The 14341-nt window shown below is 57.1% G+C and carries 14 protein-coding genes; all 14 read left to right on the forward strand.

The features are described 5' to 3' along the window. Positions 1-26: 26 nt before the first annotated feature. Positions 27-1118 (forward strand): pyrimidine utilization protein A, encoded by a 1092-nt coding sequence (gene rutA, locus ETV65_RS05505; protein WP_129951880.1) that lies wholly within the window; start codon positions 27-29, stop codon positions 1116-1118. Further along, positions 1115-1867, forward strand: a complete 753-nt coding sequence (rutB, locus tag ETV65_RS05510; RefSeq protein ID WP_015690206.1) for a pyrimidine utilization protein B — start codon at positions 1115-1117, stop codon at positions 1865-1867. The genes rutA and rutB overlap by 4 nt, the downstream gene beginning before the upstream one ends. A 26-nt stretch (positions 1868-1893) precedes the next feature. Further along, positions 1894-2280, forward strand: a complete 387-nt coding sequence (gene rutC / locus ETV65_RS05515) for a pyrimidine utilization protein C (RefSeq protein ID WP_129951881.1) — start codon at positions 1894-1896, stop codon at positions 2278-2280. Positions 2281-2322: 42 nt separating this feature from the next. Beyond that, on the forward strand, positions 2323-3162 hold the full coding sequence (gene rutD / locus ETV65_RS05520; protein WP_129951882.1) for a pyrimidine utilization protein D: 840 nt from the start codon (positions 2323-2325) through the stop codon (positions 3160-3162). After that, a complete protein-coding gene (locus tag ETV65_RS05525) occupies positions 3147-3737 on the forward strand; it encodes a malonic semialdehyde reductase (protein WP_129951883.1) in 591 nt (196 codons plus the stop codon). The genes rutD and ETV65_RS05525 overlap by 16 nt, the downstream gene beginning before the upstream one ends. A gap of 29 nt (positions 3738-3766) precedes the next feature. Continuing rightward, entirely contained in the window at positions 3767-4354 is a 588-nt protein-coding gene (gene rutF, locus ETV65_RS05530; protein ID WP_235173151.1) for an NADH-dependent FMN reductase RutF, read from the forward strand. A 31-nt stretch (positions 4355-4385) separates the two neighbouring features. Further along, positions 4386-5735: a pyrimidine utilization transport protein G gene (gene rutG, locus ETV65_RS05535; protein WP_129951884.1), complete on the forward strand. Its 1350-nt coding sequence runs from the start codon at positions 4386-4388 to the stop codon at positions 5733-5735. 272 nt (positions 5736-6007) lie between these two features. Further along, positions 6008-7648 carry a TIGR04028 family ABC transporter substrate-binding protein gene (locus ETV65_RS05540; protein ID WP_129951885.1) on the forward strand — a complete coding sequence of 547 codons (1641 nt, stop codon included), beginning with the start codon at positions 6008-6010 and terminating at the stop codon, positions 7646-7648. Between the two features lie 17 nt (positions 7649-7665). After that, positions 7666-8628, forward strand: coding sequence for an ABC transporter permease (locus tag ETV65_RS05545; protein WP_129951886.1), 963 nt, complete (start codon positions 7666-7668; stop codon positions 8626-8628). Next, entirely contained in the window at positions 8625-9488 is an 864-nt protein-coding gene (locus ETV65_RS05550) for an ABC transporter permease (protein ID WP_129951887.1), read from the forward strand. The genes ETV65_RS05545 and ETV65_RS05550 overlap by 4 nt, the downstream gene beginning before the upstream one ends. Further along, entirely contained in the window at positions 9485-11104 is a 1620-nt protein-coding gene (locus ETV65_RS05555) for an ABC transporter ATP-binding protein (protein ID WP_129951888.1), read from the forward strand. The genes ETV65_RS05550 and ETV65_RS05555 overlap by 4 nt, the downstream gene beginning before the upstream one ends. Positions 11105-11130: 26 nt before the next feature. Next, positions 11131-12192: a putative FMN-dependent luciferase-like monooxygenase gene (locus ETV65_RS05560; protein WP_129951889.1), complete on the forward strand. Its 1062-nt coding sequence runs from the start codon at positions 11131-11133 to the stop codon at positions 12190-12192. Beyond that, positions 12189-13298, forward strand: coding sequence for an alkylhydroperoxidase domain protein (locus ETV65_RS05565; RefSeq protein WP_129951890.1), 1110 nt, complete (start codon positions 12189-12191; stop codon positions 13296-13298). Before ETV65_RS05560 ends, ETV65_RS05565 begins: the two co-directional genes overlap by 4 nt. Next, entirely contained in the window at positions 13291-14151 is an 861-nt protein-coding gene (locus tag ETV65_RS05570; RefSeq protein WP_129951891.1) for a VOC family protein, read from the forward strand. Before ETV65_RS05565 ends, ETV65_RS05570 begins: the two co-directional genes overlap by 8 nt. The last annotated feature ends 190 nt before the right edge of the window (positions 14152-14341 follow it).

Raw genomic sequence — 14341 nt, forward strand, 5'->3', positions numbered from 1 at the left:
CTTCGCGTTGCATCATGAGGTGAGCTATGAAAATCGGTGTCTTCATTCCTATCGGCAACAACGGCTGGTTAATTTCAGAAACTGCGCCGCAGTACAAACCCACCTTCGAACTGAACAAAACCATCGTGCAGAAAGCGGAGCACTATCATTTTGATTTCGCGCTGTCGATGATCAAACTGCGCGGCTTCGGCGGCAAAACCGAATTCTGGGAACACAATATGGAGTCGTTCACGCTGATGGCCGGTCTGGCCGCCGTGACTTCCCGCATTCAGCTGTATGCCACCGCCGCCACGCTGGTGATGCCACCGGCAATCGTTGCGCGCATGGCCGCTACCATTGATTCCATCTCCAACGGCCGTTTCGGCGTAAACGTCGTCACCGGCTGGCAGAAACCCGAATACGAACAAATGGGCATGTGGCCGGGCGATGATTATTTCAGTCGCCGCTATGACTACCTGACCGAATACGTCAGCGTATTGCGCGATCTGTGGGGCACCGGTCACTGCACGCTTGACGGTGAATTCTTCAAAATGGACGACTGCCGCGTCAGCCCGCGTCCGCAGAGTGAAATGAAAGTCATCTGTGCCGGGCAAAGTGATGCCGGCATGGCGTTCTCCGCTAAACACGCGGACTTCAACTTCTGCTTCGGCAAAGGCGTCAACACGCCAACCGCCTTTGCGCCCACCGCTGCCCGCATGAAAACGGCGGCTGAAGCTGAAAACCGCGATGTTTCCTCTTATGTGCTGTTTATGGTGATTGCCGACGAAACCGACGCCGCCGCCCGCGCTAAATGGGATTTGTATAAATCCGGAGCTGACGCCGATGCGCTGGCATGGCTCACCGATCAGAGCAGCAAAGACACCAAATCCGGCAGCGATACCAATGTCCGCCAGATGGCCGACCCGACCTCCGCCGTGAATATCAACATGGGTACCCTGGTCGGTTCTTACGCCAGCGTGGCCAGAATGCTCGACGAAATCGACACCGTGCCCGGGGCCGGCGGCGTGCTGCTGACCTTTGATGATTTCGTGGAAGGCATCGAAAACTTTGGCCGCTACATCCAGCCATTAATGAAAACCCGCCAGCACATCGGCACTGAGCAGAAAGAGGTCGCATGATGAACGTTGTTGAGAATCAAACTGTGGTCCGCCGCGAACCCCACAATACCGGCGAGGAAACGATCCTCACAGCACGCCCTGAAGCCATTGCTTTCACGCCGCAGCAAACGGCGCTGATTGTGGTGGATATGCAAAATGCCTATGCCTCACAAGGCGGCTATCTGGATCTGGCCGGTTTTGATGTCTCCGCTACCGCGCCGGTGATTGCCAATATTAAAGTGGCGATTGCCGCCGCCCGCGCCGCTGGCATTAAAGTGATTTTCTTCCAGAACGGCTGGGACAATCAATACGTCGAAGCCGGTGGGGCCGGTTCGCCGAACTTCCACAAATCCAACGCACTGAAAACGATGCGCAAGCGTCCGGAACTGATGGGCAAACTGCTGGCGAAAGGTGACTGGGATTATGACCTGGTCGATGAACTACAGCCGCAACCCGGCGATATCGTACTGCCCAAACCGCGCTACAGCGGCTTCTTCAATACCCAGCTCGACAGTCTGCTGCGCAGCTACGGTATCCATCATCTGGTATTTACCGGTATCGCCACCAACGTCTGCGTGGAGTCCACACTGCGCGACGGATTCTTCCTGGAATATTTTGGCGTGGTACTTGAAGACGCCACCCATCAGGCCGGACCGGAGTTTGCGCAAAAAGCCGCGATTTATAACATTGAAACTTTCTTTGGCTGGGTCTCCAGCGTGCGCAATTTCTGCGACGCCGTGGGTTATAAAACTGAACAAAACGCGGCCTGACCGCTTTCTTAAAAGGACAATTGACGATGCCTAAAAGTGCCATTATTCCGGCTGGCAGCGGCGTTCCGCTGGCTCCTTTTGTTCCGGGTACCCTCGCCGACGGCGTGGTATACGTTTCCGGCACGCTGCCATTTGATAAAGACAATAACGTCGTACATGTCGGCGATGCCGCCGCACAAACCCGTCACGTACTGGAGATCATCAAAAACGTGATTGAAACGGCGGGCGGCACAATGGATGACGTCACCATGAACTCTATTTTCATCACTGACTGGGCGAACTACGGTGCCGTTAATCAGGTTTACGCTGAATACTTCCCGGGCGAAAAACCGGCACGGTTCTGCATTCAGTGCGGGCTGGTGAAACCGGATGCGCTGATCGAAATCGCCTCCGTGGCGCATATCGGTAAATAATCATTTTGCAACAACCTGTCCTGAACACCTTGAGGAATCAGCATGTATTACCAGGTATTGGGGAAAAAAAATGCCGATGCGGAAACCGTCGTGCTCTCATCGGGGCTGGGGGGGACGGGAAGCTTCTGGCAACCGCAACTGACAATGCTGGCGGCGCATTTTCGCGTGGTGGTGTACGACCAGCACGGCACCGGCGTCAGTCAGGGCACAGTGCCCGCCGGGTACCGGATGGAAGACATGGCCGATGAACTGGCCGGCATGCTCAATGAGCTGGATATCAGCCGCTGTCATCTGGTCGGCCATGCGCTCGGCGGCATTATTGGCCTGCATCTTGCTCTGCGTTATCCGGCACTGCTGCAAAGTCTGGTGGTCATCAACGGCTGGACGAAACTCGACAGCCAGACGCGCCGCTGCTTTGAAGTGCGCCAGAATCTGCTGCTCAACAGCGGGGTCGATGCCTACGTGCAGGCGCAGCCGCTGTTTCTGTATCCGGGTGACTGGCTTTCAGCTAATGATGCCTTATTACAGAAAGAGCGCCGGCATCAGGTGGCGCATTTTCAGGGAATGGAAAACTTACTGCACCGTTTGCAGGCGCTGATGGAGTCTGATCTGACTGCCAGCCTCGGGCAGGTGATTACGCCGACGCTGGCGTTCAGTTGCAAGGATGACCTGCTGGTACCGTGGTCGCGTTCGGTCGATCTCGCATCCCGCCTGCCCCACGGCGAACATACGCAAATGCTGTACGGCGGCCATGCAATGAGCGTGACCGACCCGGAAACCTTTAACCCGATTTTACTGGACTGGCTGCGGCGGCATTCATCGTCATCTTCCGCCACCCCGTCCGGTCACCTGCCCACGGAGACATCATGGCCGAAGCATTAACCGCCAGCGCACTGGCAACTTTATTCACCGAAGCCCGCACACATAACGGCTGGCTGGATAAACCGGTCACCCGCGAACAACTTAAGACGGTTTACGAACTGGCGCGCATGGGACCCACATCGGCCAACTGCAGCCCGGTACGTATCGTGTTTGTTCAGAGCCAGGCGGCGAAAGAACAACTCGCACCGGCGCTTTCAGGCGGCAATCTGAAAAAAACCATGACGGCGCCGGTCACCGCGATCATTGCCTGGGATGCGGAATTCTACGAACTGCTGCCGGAACTGTATCCCGCCGGTGATGCCCGTTCCTGGTTCACCTCCAGCCCGCAACTGGCACACGACACGGCATTTCGCAACAGCAGTTTGCAGGCCGCGTATCTGATCATGGCCTGCCGCTCACTCGGCCTGGATACCGGGCCGATGTCCGGTTTTGACAACACCATCGTCGATAAAACCTTTCTGGCGCAGGAAGGCTGGAAATCTAATTTCCTGATCAATATCGGTTACGGCGACAGCAGCAAAGTGTATCCGCGCGCGCCGCGCCTCGATTTCGACCGCGCCTGCCGCGTGCTGTAAGCATCACTGAAAAATCAGAGGACATCACCATGCCATCAACCCTGAACGCTACATTACCGGCAACCGGCCGCCCTTTCGCCCCGGTGCCTGCGGTGGAAAAACAAGCTGCCGCTGACCAATACGCTGCCGTTGAGAAACAAGAGTATCGCGATGCGATGGCGCGCCTCGGTTCGGCCGTCAACATCATCACCACCGACGGCCCCGGCGGACGCGCAGGTTTCACCGCCTCCGCCGTATGCAGTGTCACCGATTCGCCGCCGACATTGCTGGTATGTCTGAACCGTTCAGCCTCGGTGTATCCGGTCTTCAAAGAGAATCAGGTGCTGTGCGTTAACACGCTGGCCGATTGCCATGAGTCTCTGTCCAATTTATTCGGTGGAAAAACACCAACGGAGCAACGTTTCGAAGCCGCCCGGTGGATGCGTCTCGCTACCGGCTCACCGATCCTTACCGACGCGCTGGTGTCGTTTGACTGCAAGGTTACGCAGATCACCAGTGTCGGTACCCACGACATTTTGTTTTGTGAAGCCGTTGCGTTACGGCGCAACGACGACAGCCACGGACTGGTGTATTTCGACCGGCGCTATCACCCGCTGATGCGCCAGTTAGCCTGTTAACTCCATCCCCTCAACTTAGTAAGGGTCGTGCATGGCAAAGACTTCCTGGTTTCCACAATGGCGTAAAAGAGAAGGCAATCTGGATGGCGCGGTGATCGCGCCGGATGAACGGCTGCCGTTAGGAGCAACGGTCATCATGGGGCTGCAGCATACGGTCGCGATGTTTGGCGCCACCGTGTTAATGCCATTGCTGATGGGTTTTGATGCCAACATGGCAATTTTGATGTCAGGCATCGGTACCCTGCTGTTCTTCCTGCTGGTCGGCGGACGCGTACCGAGTTATCTCGGTTCCAGCGCCGCTTTTGTCGGGCTGGTGATCGCGGTGACCGGCTACAGCGGCCATGGAGCGAACCCGAATATCGGGGTGGCGCTGGGAGGGATTATTGCCTGTGGCGTGATTTACACGCTGATCGGTTTTGTGGTGATGGCGCTCGGTACACGCTGGATTGAGCGCCTGATGCCGCCGGTCGTTACGGGTGCGGTGGTGATGGCAATTGGTCTGAATCTGGCACCGATTGCCATTAACAGCGTGTCGGCATCCTCATTTGACAGCTGGATGGCGGTGATGACCGTGCTGTGTATCGGGTCGGTGGCAGTATTCACCCGCGGTCTGGTGCAGCGTCTGTTGCTGTTACTCGGACTGGTGGCGGCGTACCTGATTTACATGGTGATCACCAACGGCCTGGGGCTTGGCGCACCGGTTGATTTCAGCGCCGTGGCACAGGCACCGTGGTTTGGCATCCCGACCATTACCACGCCGGTGTTCAGTTCTCACGCCATGCTGATGATTGCGCCGGTGGCAGTGATTCTGGTGGCGGAAAACCTGGGCCATATTAAAGCGGTGGCGGGCATGACCGGCAAAAACCTCGACCCGTACATAGGCCGCGCGTTTGTCGGTGACGGTCTGGCGACCCTGCTTTCCGCCTCGGCGGGCGGTACCGGTGTTACTACGTACGCAGAAAACATCGGGGTAATGGCGGTCACCAAAATTTACTCCACGCTGATTTTTGTTGCGGCGGCAATGGTTGCCATTGTGTTGGGCTTCTCGCCCAAATTTGGTGCACTGATCCACACCATTCCCGGCCCGGTGCTCGGTGGCGCGTCGATTGTGGTGTTCGGTCTGATTGCCGTGGCCGGTGCCCGCATCTGGGTACAAAACCAGGTGGATCTGGGACTTAACGGAAATTTGATCATGGTGGCGGTCACGCTGGTGCTGGGCGCAGGCAACTTTACCCTGAGCCTGGGCGGCTTCAGCATGGGTGGCATCGGCACGGCGACGTTTGGCGCCATTTTGCTCAATGCCTTCCTGAGCCGCAGCAAACAGGCAAAAATTCAGCCTGAAATAAAAACTGGCACAGAAGCTGCATTAAAAGATCACTGACGACCTCAGTTTCTCCTTAGCTCATCATTTTTGATGATCGCCAGCGGTTAGCCGGTCCACCCGTCCGGATTAGCCGCTGGTTTTTTTCTTTCTGCCTCCCGTACATTTCTTCTCATGCCATTTTCTCTCCTAATGCTGTTTCCAGCTAACGATTGCAAAATTCCTTCGTTCACCTGTCCTTTAAATTGGTTTGTTATGGGTTCAGCACTTTGGTTCTAAGAACGCCAAAGTCATCACCTGCAACCATGCCAGATAAGAAAAAGGGTTTAACGATGAATAACATTCGCCGGATTAACGCGGTTACCCGCGCACTGGCTTTAGGGGCACTTCTCACCAGCACATTTTCCGCCATTGCCGCTGACGGTACGCCCGTGCAGGGTGGCACGCTGATTTATCTTGAACAGCAGGCACACACCAATCTGTATCCGCCTGCGGGCGGCTTCTATCCGAACGGCGGTATTCTCAATCAGATCACCGACAAACTGACCTACCAGAATCCGAAGACACTGGAGATAGAACCCTGGATCGCCGAATTCTGGTCATTCAACGCCGATAAAACTGAATACACTTTTAAACTGCGACCGGGTGTGACCTTCTCCGACGGCACGCCGCTGGATGCCAACGCGGTGGCCAAAAACTTTGATACTTACGGTCTGGGCAATAAAGAGCATCATTTGCCGGTCTCCGAAGTCATCAACAATTACGACCACAGCGAAGTGATTGATCCGCTGACGGTGAAGTTCTATTTCAAAAAATCGTCGCCGGGCTTCCTGCAGGGTACCGCCACGATTGGTTCCGGGCTGGTGTCACTGAGCACCCTGAACCGTAATTTTGACGCGCTGGGCGACGCCACACATATCATCGGCTCCGGCCCGTTCGTGGTCAGTAAAGAAACCCTGGGTCGCGAAGTCGATCTGACTGCCCGTAAGGATTACCACTGGGGGCCGAAAAACCTTAAACAGCAAGGGCGCGCTAATCTTGACGGCATTAAAGTGATCGTCACCGGTGAAGACAGTGTGCGTATCGGCGCATTGCTGGCCGGTCAGGCTGATTTCATCCGTCAGGTTCAGGCATATGACGAGAAACAGGCCAAAGACCAGAACTTCCCGATTTATGCGGCGCCGACCAAAGGCGTCAATGACAGCATTTCGTTCCGCCCGGACAACGCGCTGGTGTCTGACCTGAAAGTGCGTCAGGCGCTGCTGCACGCCACCAACAGCAAACAGGTGGTCGATACGCTGTTTTCGCCAAACTATCCGCAAGCCACGTCTGTGATCGCCAAAACCGCCGCCGGTTATGTCGACCTGAGCAGCAAACTGACTTACGACCCGACGCTTGCCAAAAAGCTGCTGGATGAAGCGGGCTGGAAGCCAGGCCAGAACGGCATCCGTCAGAAAGACGGCAAAACGCTGTCGCTGACCATTTATGAATCACTGCCGCAACCGCAAAACAAAGAAGTATTACAGCTGGTTTCCCAGCAATGGAGCCAGGTTGGCGCGAAGCTGAATATTCTGGCGGGCGATGCGGGCAGCCGCGTGGCGGATAACCTTGATCCGGAGAAAACCCCGGCTAACGTGGTGGAAGTCGGACGCGCCGATCCGGACGTGATTAAAAGTTCCTTCTACCCGACCAACCGCGATGCATTGCTGCAAAAGGGCGGCCTGAGCAGCAAGGTGAAAAACTTCCGCGACGACAAACTTAACGACCTGCTGACCGCAATTTCTGCCGAAGTGGATCCGAAAAAACGTCTGCAGCTGACCGGTGACGTGCAGAACTACCTGCTCGATCAGGCATACGTCATTCCGATTTTCGAAGAGCCGCAGGTGTATGCGGGGGCGCCATATTTCAAAGGCGTGAGCTTCGAAGCCGTCGGGCGTCCGAGCTTCTACGGTGCATGGCTGGAAAAGCATTAACAGACGGGGAGTAAATCATGAGCCGATACGTGAGCGGTCGATTCGGGCAAGCCTTACTGGTGTTATGGGCGGCGTTTACCGTCTCCTTCATCCTGTTACAGGTGCTGCCCGGCGATGCCATTCTGATTAAATTCCAGAACCCGGACATGGGATTAAGCCCGGCACAAATCGCCGATATGCGTGCCGCGTACGGTGCGGATGTGCCGGTCTGGCAGCAATATCTGCACACGCTGGGCAATTTCCTTCACGGCGATCTGGGCTATTCGATTCAGGCTGGCGTACCGGTGACTGAATTACTCAGCAGCAACTTTCCGCCGACACTGCGTCTGGCACTGATGGGCTTCGCACTGGCCGCCGTGGTGGCCTTTGCACTGGCGTTTCTCTCCAGCCTGCTGCATTTCGGCTGGCTGAAGAATGCTTTACAGGCGGTGCCTTCGCTGTTCATTTCCATTCCGACGTTCTGGCTGGGCATCGCGCTGATTCAGTTTTTCTCATTCCATTTACGCTGGATCCCGGTGATTAATCCGGGTGAATGGGTCGGGCTTATTTTGCCGGTTATCACCCTTGCAGTGCCGATTTCTGCGCCGCTGGCGCAGATCCTGATCCGCAGTATTGATCAGGTGCAAACCCAGCCGTTCGTCGCTGTCGCCCGCGCCAAAGGGGCCAGCCGCAGCGGCGTATTATGGCGTCATGTGGCGCGCAACGCCCTGCTTCCGACGCTGACCATTGCCGGTTTGCTGTTTGGCGAACTGATTGCCGGGGCGCTGATCACTGAAACCGTCTTCGGTCTTAACGGCCTCGGGCAACTCACGCAGCAGGCGGTGAATAATCAGGATGTCGCCGTGTTACAGGCCATTGTGGTCATTTCCGCCACCGCCTTTGTCGGCATCAATTTGCTGGTCGATTTACTGTATCCGCTGCTCGACCCGCGCCTTAAAGCCTCTGCTTCTAAAAATTCACGGGGAGGAGCCACTGCATGAGCAGCTTACCGCTTGGCAAAAGCACGCTTTCATTGCCGCTAACACAGCGTCGCCGCCGGATACCCGCACGCCTGCAACCGGGCTTAATCCTCGCCTGGCTGGTGATGGCGACCGTCATTTTGTGGGCGATTGCCCCCGGCTTATTTACTGATTACAGCGGCACTGAAGGGATTGCCGGTGCACAGCGTCTGGCCCCGCAGGCCGGACACTGGCTGGGTACGGATCAGCTCGGCCGCGATGTCTACGCCCGCATTGTGTATGGCGCGTCACATTCCCTTTCCGGCGCGCTGGTCGCTGTGGCGCTCGGGCTGGTATTTGGCACCGCACTGGGGCTGGCGGCCGGAGCCAGCGGCGGTCTGACCGACGCCATTATTATGCGCATCAATGATGTTTTACTGTCGATCCCCGGCCTGCTGTTGTCACTGAGCGTGATTATTTTGCTTGGTTTCGGCACGGTGCACGCGGCGATTGCCGTCGGTGTCACGTCCGTTGCCAACTTCGCCCGCCTCGCCCGCGCCGAAGTGGTACTGGTACGTCATAGCGATTACGTCGAAGCCGCGTACGGCAGCGGCGGCTCGTTCCTGTCGGTTTTGTGGCGGCATATTTTACCCAACTCGCTGACCTCGGTAATCGCTTTCTCAGCGTTGCAGTTCGGTAGCGCCATTCTGGCCATTTCTACCCTCAGTTTTCTCGGTTACGGCACACCCCCACCGACGCCGGAATGGGGCTTGCTGATCGCCGAAGGCCGCAATTACATCTCCACCGCCTGGTGGCTGACGACCTTCCCCGGCGTGGTCGTGGTTCTGGTGGTGCTTTCCGCCAACCGCATCAGCCAGTCATTACGCAGGAGAACGCGATGAACGCGCAGGCCACTTTTACGCATAACGCCCCACCGGTGCTCGAACTGGATAATCTTTCCATCGCCTACGACGGTAAACCGGTAGTGCATAACGTGTCGTTTTCGATTAATGCCGGTGAAGTGCTGGCGCTGGTTGGCGAATCCGGCTCCGGCAAAACCACCACTGCACAGGCGATCATCGGTCTGCTGGCAGAAAACGGCCATATTGAACAGGGTGAAATCCGTCTGAATGGCACGGACATCAGTCAGTGGTCACAGCGCCGCCTCGATGCTTTGCGCGGTGCCCGCATCAGCCTGATCCCGCAGGACCCGACCAGTTCGCTGGATCCGGTCAAAACTGTCGGTTCGCAGGTCGCGGAAATTCTGGATATCCATCAGCGACTGCCACGTCAGCAGCGCGACGCCCGCGTGGTGGAACTGCTGTCCCGCGTGGGTCTTTCACACCCTGAACAACGGGCGAAACAGTATCCGCACGAGCTGTCCGGCGGTATGAAACAGCGCGTATTAATCGCCATAGCCATTGCTCTGCAACCGGCACTGATCATCGCCGATGAACCGACCAGTGCGCTGGATGTCACGGTGCAAAAACGCATTCTGGACTTGATTGACGACCTGCGCCGCGAGTTTGGCACCGCCGTTTTACTGGTCACCCACGACCTGGCGATTGCCGCCGAACGCGCTGACCGGTTACTGGTGTTCCGTCACGGCAAAGTCCAGGAGCAGGGCATCACCCGTGAAGTCCTTGATGCACCGAAAAGTGATTATACCCGTCAGCTTTTCGCCGACGCCCCGGCCCTGTCCGGCCATCATCGTACGCATCTGCGCACTGCGGAACAGCCGGTGCTGGTGGTTGAAAACATCACCCATGATTTCACGCTGGGCGGCAAAAATCAGCCCGCGTTCCGCGCGGTAGACCATGTGTCATTCAGCATTCCGCGCGGTACCACGCATTCACTGGTCGGTGAATCCGGCTCCGGCAAAACTACGCTGGCACGCATTCTGCTGGGTTTTCAGAAACCGGACAGCGGACGTGTGCTGATCGACGGCGAAGACATCACGCGGCTGAAAGGTGAAGCCTTGCGTCAGTTGCGCAAGAAAATCCAGCTGGTGTATCAGAACCCGTTTGCCTCGCTGGATCCTTCGCAAACCCTGTTCCGCGTAATCGAAGAACCGTTGCTGAATTTCGAAAAAATCCCGGCGGCGGTGCGCCGTGAACGGGTGCTGGATATTGCCCGACGCGTAGCGCTGCCGGAGACATTACTCAGCCGTAAACCCCGCGAATTGTCCGGCGGTCAGCGCCAGCGTGTGGCGATTGCGCGGGCACTGATTTTAGAGCCGAAAGTCCTGATCCTGGATGAAGCGACATCGGCGCTTGATGTCACCGTGCAGGCGCAAATTCTGACATTGCTTCAGCAGTTACAGGATTCACTCGGTCTGACCTATTTATTTATCTCACACGATCTGGCGACAGTCCGTCAGATCTCACACAGCGTCTCGGTGTTAAACCGCGGGCAGCAGGTGGATTCCGGTCCTGTGGAAGATGTTTTCGCCCTGCCTTCCAGCGATTACACCCGCCAGCTTATTGATGCCATTCCCGGACGCCACCGCGCCGCATGAACAGCACACGAAACAAGAGGGACATTATGAGCAGTAAACGTCTTGGATTTTTCACCCGCCTTCTGGACAACACCAGCGCGCAGGAACGTTACCGGCTGGCGACAGAACAAATTATTCACGCCGAACAATTGGGTTTTGATTCTGCCTGGGTCGCGCAGCACCATTTTCATGAAGCCGAGGGCGGCCTGCCTGCACCGCTGGTTTTCCTCGCGCAAGTTGCGGCACATACCCGCTTTATCCGTCTGGGCACCGGTGTCATTACGCTGCCGATGGAAAATGCCCTGCGTGTGGCCGAAGACACCGCCGTGCTGGATTTGCTCTCCGGCGGGCGGCTTGAGGTCGGTTTAGGCTCCGGCGGCACGCCGTCATCCTTCCCGCCCTTCGGGCTGGAAAGTCACGAGCGCGGTGCGGTATTTGGCAATAATCTGCAAACCCTGCTGACCGCCTGGCGCGGTGAACCGCTGGCGGGCACCGGTAACCGTCTGTACCCGGCTGCCCCACAACTGGCGAACCGCATCTGGCAGGCGACCTTCTCGGTTGACGGCGGCGCGCGTGCCGGTAAATCCGGTGACGGTCTGATGCTTTCGCGCACCCAGCCACGTCCGGCTGACGCGCCGGATTTACGCCTTGATGAACTGCAAAATCCGATCATTGATGCCTATCTGGATGCTCTGCCAGACGGCGTTGCGCCGCGCATCATGGGGTCACGTACCGCGTTTGTTACCGAAAACGGCGATGAGGCGCGGGAACTGGCGCAAAAAGGCTTACGCCGTCAGGCCGAAAATCATCGTGCCAGCGGGCAGAGTGTAAAAGGCGACACGCTGGATGATTACATCCGCGCCTTCGATGTGCATCTCGGCACAGCGGCCCAGGTAACCGCTTCCTTGCAGGCTGATACCGCACTGGCCCGCGTCACCGATCTGGCATTTCAGGTGCATTCCATCGATCCGCCGCATCCGTATATTTTACGTTCCATCGAACTGATTGCCCGTCACGTTGCGCCTGCGCTCGGCTGGGTTCGCCGCACGCCGCAGCGCAGTGTTTCCTCTCCATCCGCCGATTCCTCATTTTCAAGGGAAACCCTATGACCACTTATTCGACCGACCTGCTGGAAAAACTGGCTGAAATCGCTCCGGATTCCGCACTGAAACAGGCCCGCGAGACCCGCGACGCCGCCACCCGTCACACCCAGGGCAGTTACGATGCGCTGTTTACCGAACAGGATGGCGTGGATTTTTCGCTGGCAGAACGCCTGCGGCTGGCGCAAAACGTCGCGCGCTGGCACGGCGATTCGCAACTGACCAATCACTATTCCGAGCGTTTGCAGGATTTACCGGACATCGACGAAACCGCCCGCCTCGATGCTGCACTCACGCACGGTGAACGCCTGAGCTTCAAACCCGCCAGCGCCACACCTGCCCATTTGCAGGCACTGAAAAAAGCGGGCTGGTCAGCAGATGCCATTGTCACGCTGTCGCAACTGATCGCCTTCGTCAGTTTCCAGAGCCGCGTACTGCGCAGCTACCGGCTGATTGGCGGAAAACCGGTAGACAATGGCAGCAACAAACCGGTCGGCGCTGCGTTCTGGCGCACCGAACCGAATACCCACAGCGGCCGCGATGCACCGCAGGCATTTACCCAGGAAGAACTGGGTTGGGAACCGTGGATCCCGGCGAAGAAACTGGAAGAATTCGATGACGCCCAGCAGGCAATTTTGGCGAAATTTGGTCATACCGGTTCTGACTATTTCCGCCTGTTAGGCCGCAATTTACCGGTACTTGAACAGCGGACCCTGACGGACAAAGGCATTTTCTATACCTCCGGCGGGCTACCGCGAAAAGAGCGTGAACTGGCTGCCACGGTCGCCAGTAAAATCAACGGCTGTATTTATTGCGCGTCAGTGCATTCGCGCAAAGCCAGCCAGTTGTCGAAACAGACTGAAGATGTTCAGCGCCTGATCGACACCCCGCCGGGCGGCATTCTCAGCAAAGAACAATCCCCGCGCTGGCAGGCCGAAATTGATTTCGCCGCCGCGCTTTCCGCTACGCCACCGGTTGCCTCCGGGCAACATATTACGGCGCTGCGTGAACAGGGGTTAAGCGAACTGGAGATTGTCGATCTGGCCCAGTCCGCCGCCTTTTTCGCCTGGGCCAACCGTCTGATGTTAACGCTGGGAGAACCTTTCAATGACTGAAGCACAACATTCACAGCCCCTGCGCCCGCAGCTTGATCACGCGGTGATTAATGTCAGCGAACAGCTGAATCAGGCGGCACAACAGTTCCGCCGCCTGGGTTTTCATCTCACGCCGCGCGGCCATCATTCGCTGGGTTCCAGCAATCATCTGGCGGTTTTCAGCGAAAATTATCTTGAACTGCTCGGCTATGAGCCGGGCAACGCCCACACCCGTACGGATCTGTGGCAGGCTCCGTTAGGCCTGACCGGGCTGGTGTGGAAAACACAGAACTCCCCTGCAGTGTACGAACATCTGCAACAGCAACATATTGCGGGTTCTGCGCCAGCCGAATTCTTCCGCCCCGTCGCCCTCAACGACGGCACCTCGCCGAATGCACGCTTTCGCACCGTACCGCTGGCTGCCAGCCGCGTGCCGAATGGCCGCAGTTTCTTTTGTCACCATCTGACTCCGGAACTGGTCTGGCGTAATGAATGGCAAAACCATCCGAACGGTGTCGCGGATATTACCGGTTTCGTGATTTCCGCAGACAGTCCGCAGGATGCCTCGCAGGTGTATGGTGAGTTATTTGGTGCGGCTGCGCTGGGCATCAAACCGCAGGAAGTGGTGTTGCGCGCGGGCCGCGCCACGATCCGGTTTATCACACCCGCACAAGCCACAGCGGAATTCGGCGTTGTGCCGGAAGGCGAGAACGGCAGCGCCCGCATGATCGGGCTGGAATTTGCCACACGCTCGCTGGATGCGGTACGCAACAGTTTGCGGGTGGGGGAAATCGCCTTTGACGATAATACGTCTCAGGTAAACGTGCGCGCAGCGGATGCCTTAGGGGTAGCGCTTAAATTCAGCGAGGAATGATCTGCTTTTCTCCTCCCCCTGCGAAGGGGGAGGCCGGGAGGGAGTGTTAAGTATTAACGCCAATGCCTGTCCGGTAACTTGACCCGCTGATTTGTCTTTAATATCCCAACCCTCCCCTTCGCAGGTGAGGGAGTCGATCAAGTTTCCGCTGAAGACTTTAGATCTTTTCGCTCTTAGTTATCACTTTTAT

Origin of the sequence: Rahnella sp. RFA10(1/100) (assembly GCF_004195115.1) — a bacterium.
Taxonomy (GTDB): Bacteria; Pseudomonadota; Gammaproteobacteria; order Enterobacterales; family Enterobacteriaceae; genus Rahnella; species Rahnella perminowiae.

Coding starts and splice junctions, on each gene's coding strand:
- rutB (WP_015690206.1), top strand. CDS start 1,115: ATGATGAACGTTGTTGAGAATCAAACTGTGGTCCGCCGCGAACCCCAC.
- rutD (WP_129951882.1), top strand. CDS start 2,323: ATGTATTACCAGGTATTGGGGAAAAAAAATGCCGATGCGGAAACCGTC.
- rutA (WP_129951880.1), top strand. CDS start 27: ATGAAAATCGGTGTCTTCATTCCTATCGGCAACAACGGCTGGTTAATT.
- rutG (WP_129951884.1), top strand. CDS start 4,386: ATGGCAAAGACTTCCTGGTTTCCACAATGGCGTAAAAGAGAAGGCAAT.
- ETV65_RS05540 (WP_129951885.1), top strand. CDS start 6,008: ATGAATAACATTCGCCGGATTAACGCGGTTACCCGCGCACTGGCTTTA.
- ETV65_RS05570 (WP_129951891.1), top strand. CDS start 13,291: ATGACTGAAGCACAACATTCACAGCCCCTGCGCCCGCAGCTTGATCAC.
- ETV65_RS05565 (WP_129951890.1), top strand. CDS start 12,189: ATGACCACTTATTCGACCGACCTGCTGGAAAAACTGGCTGAAATCGCT.
- ETV65_RS05550 (WP_129951887.1), top strand. CDS start 8,625: ATGAGCAGCTTACCGCTTGGCAAAAGCACGCTTTCATTGCCGCTAACA.
- ETV65_RS05555 (WP_129951888.1), top strand. CDS start 9,485: ATGAACGCGCAGGCCACTTTTACGCATAACGCCCCACCGGTGCTCGAA.
- ETV65_RS05560 (WP_129951889.1), top strand. CDS start 11,131: ATGAGCAGTAAACGTCTTGGATTTTTCACCCGCCTTCTGGACAACACC.
- rutF (WP_235173151.1), top strand. CDS start 3,767: ATGCCATCAACCCTGAACGCTACATTACCGGCAACCGGCCGCCCTTTC.
- ETV65_RS05545 (WP_129951886.1), top strand. CDS start 7,666: ATGAGCCGATACGTGAGCGGTCGATTCGGGCAAGCCTTACTGGTGTTA.
- ETV65_RS05525 (WP_129951883.1), top strand. CDS start 3,147: ATGGCCGAAGCATTAACCGCCAGCGCACTGGCAACTTTATTCACCGAA.
- rutC (WP_129951881.1), top strand. CDS start 1,894: ATGCCTAAAAGTGCCATTATTCCGGCTGGCAGCGGCGTTCCGCTGGCT.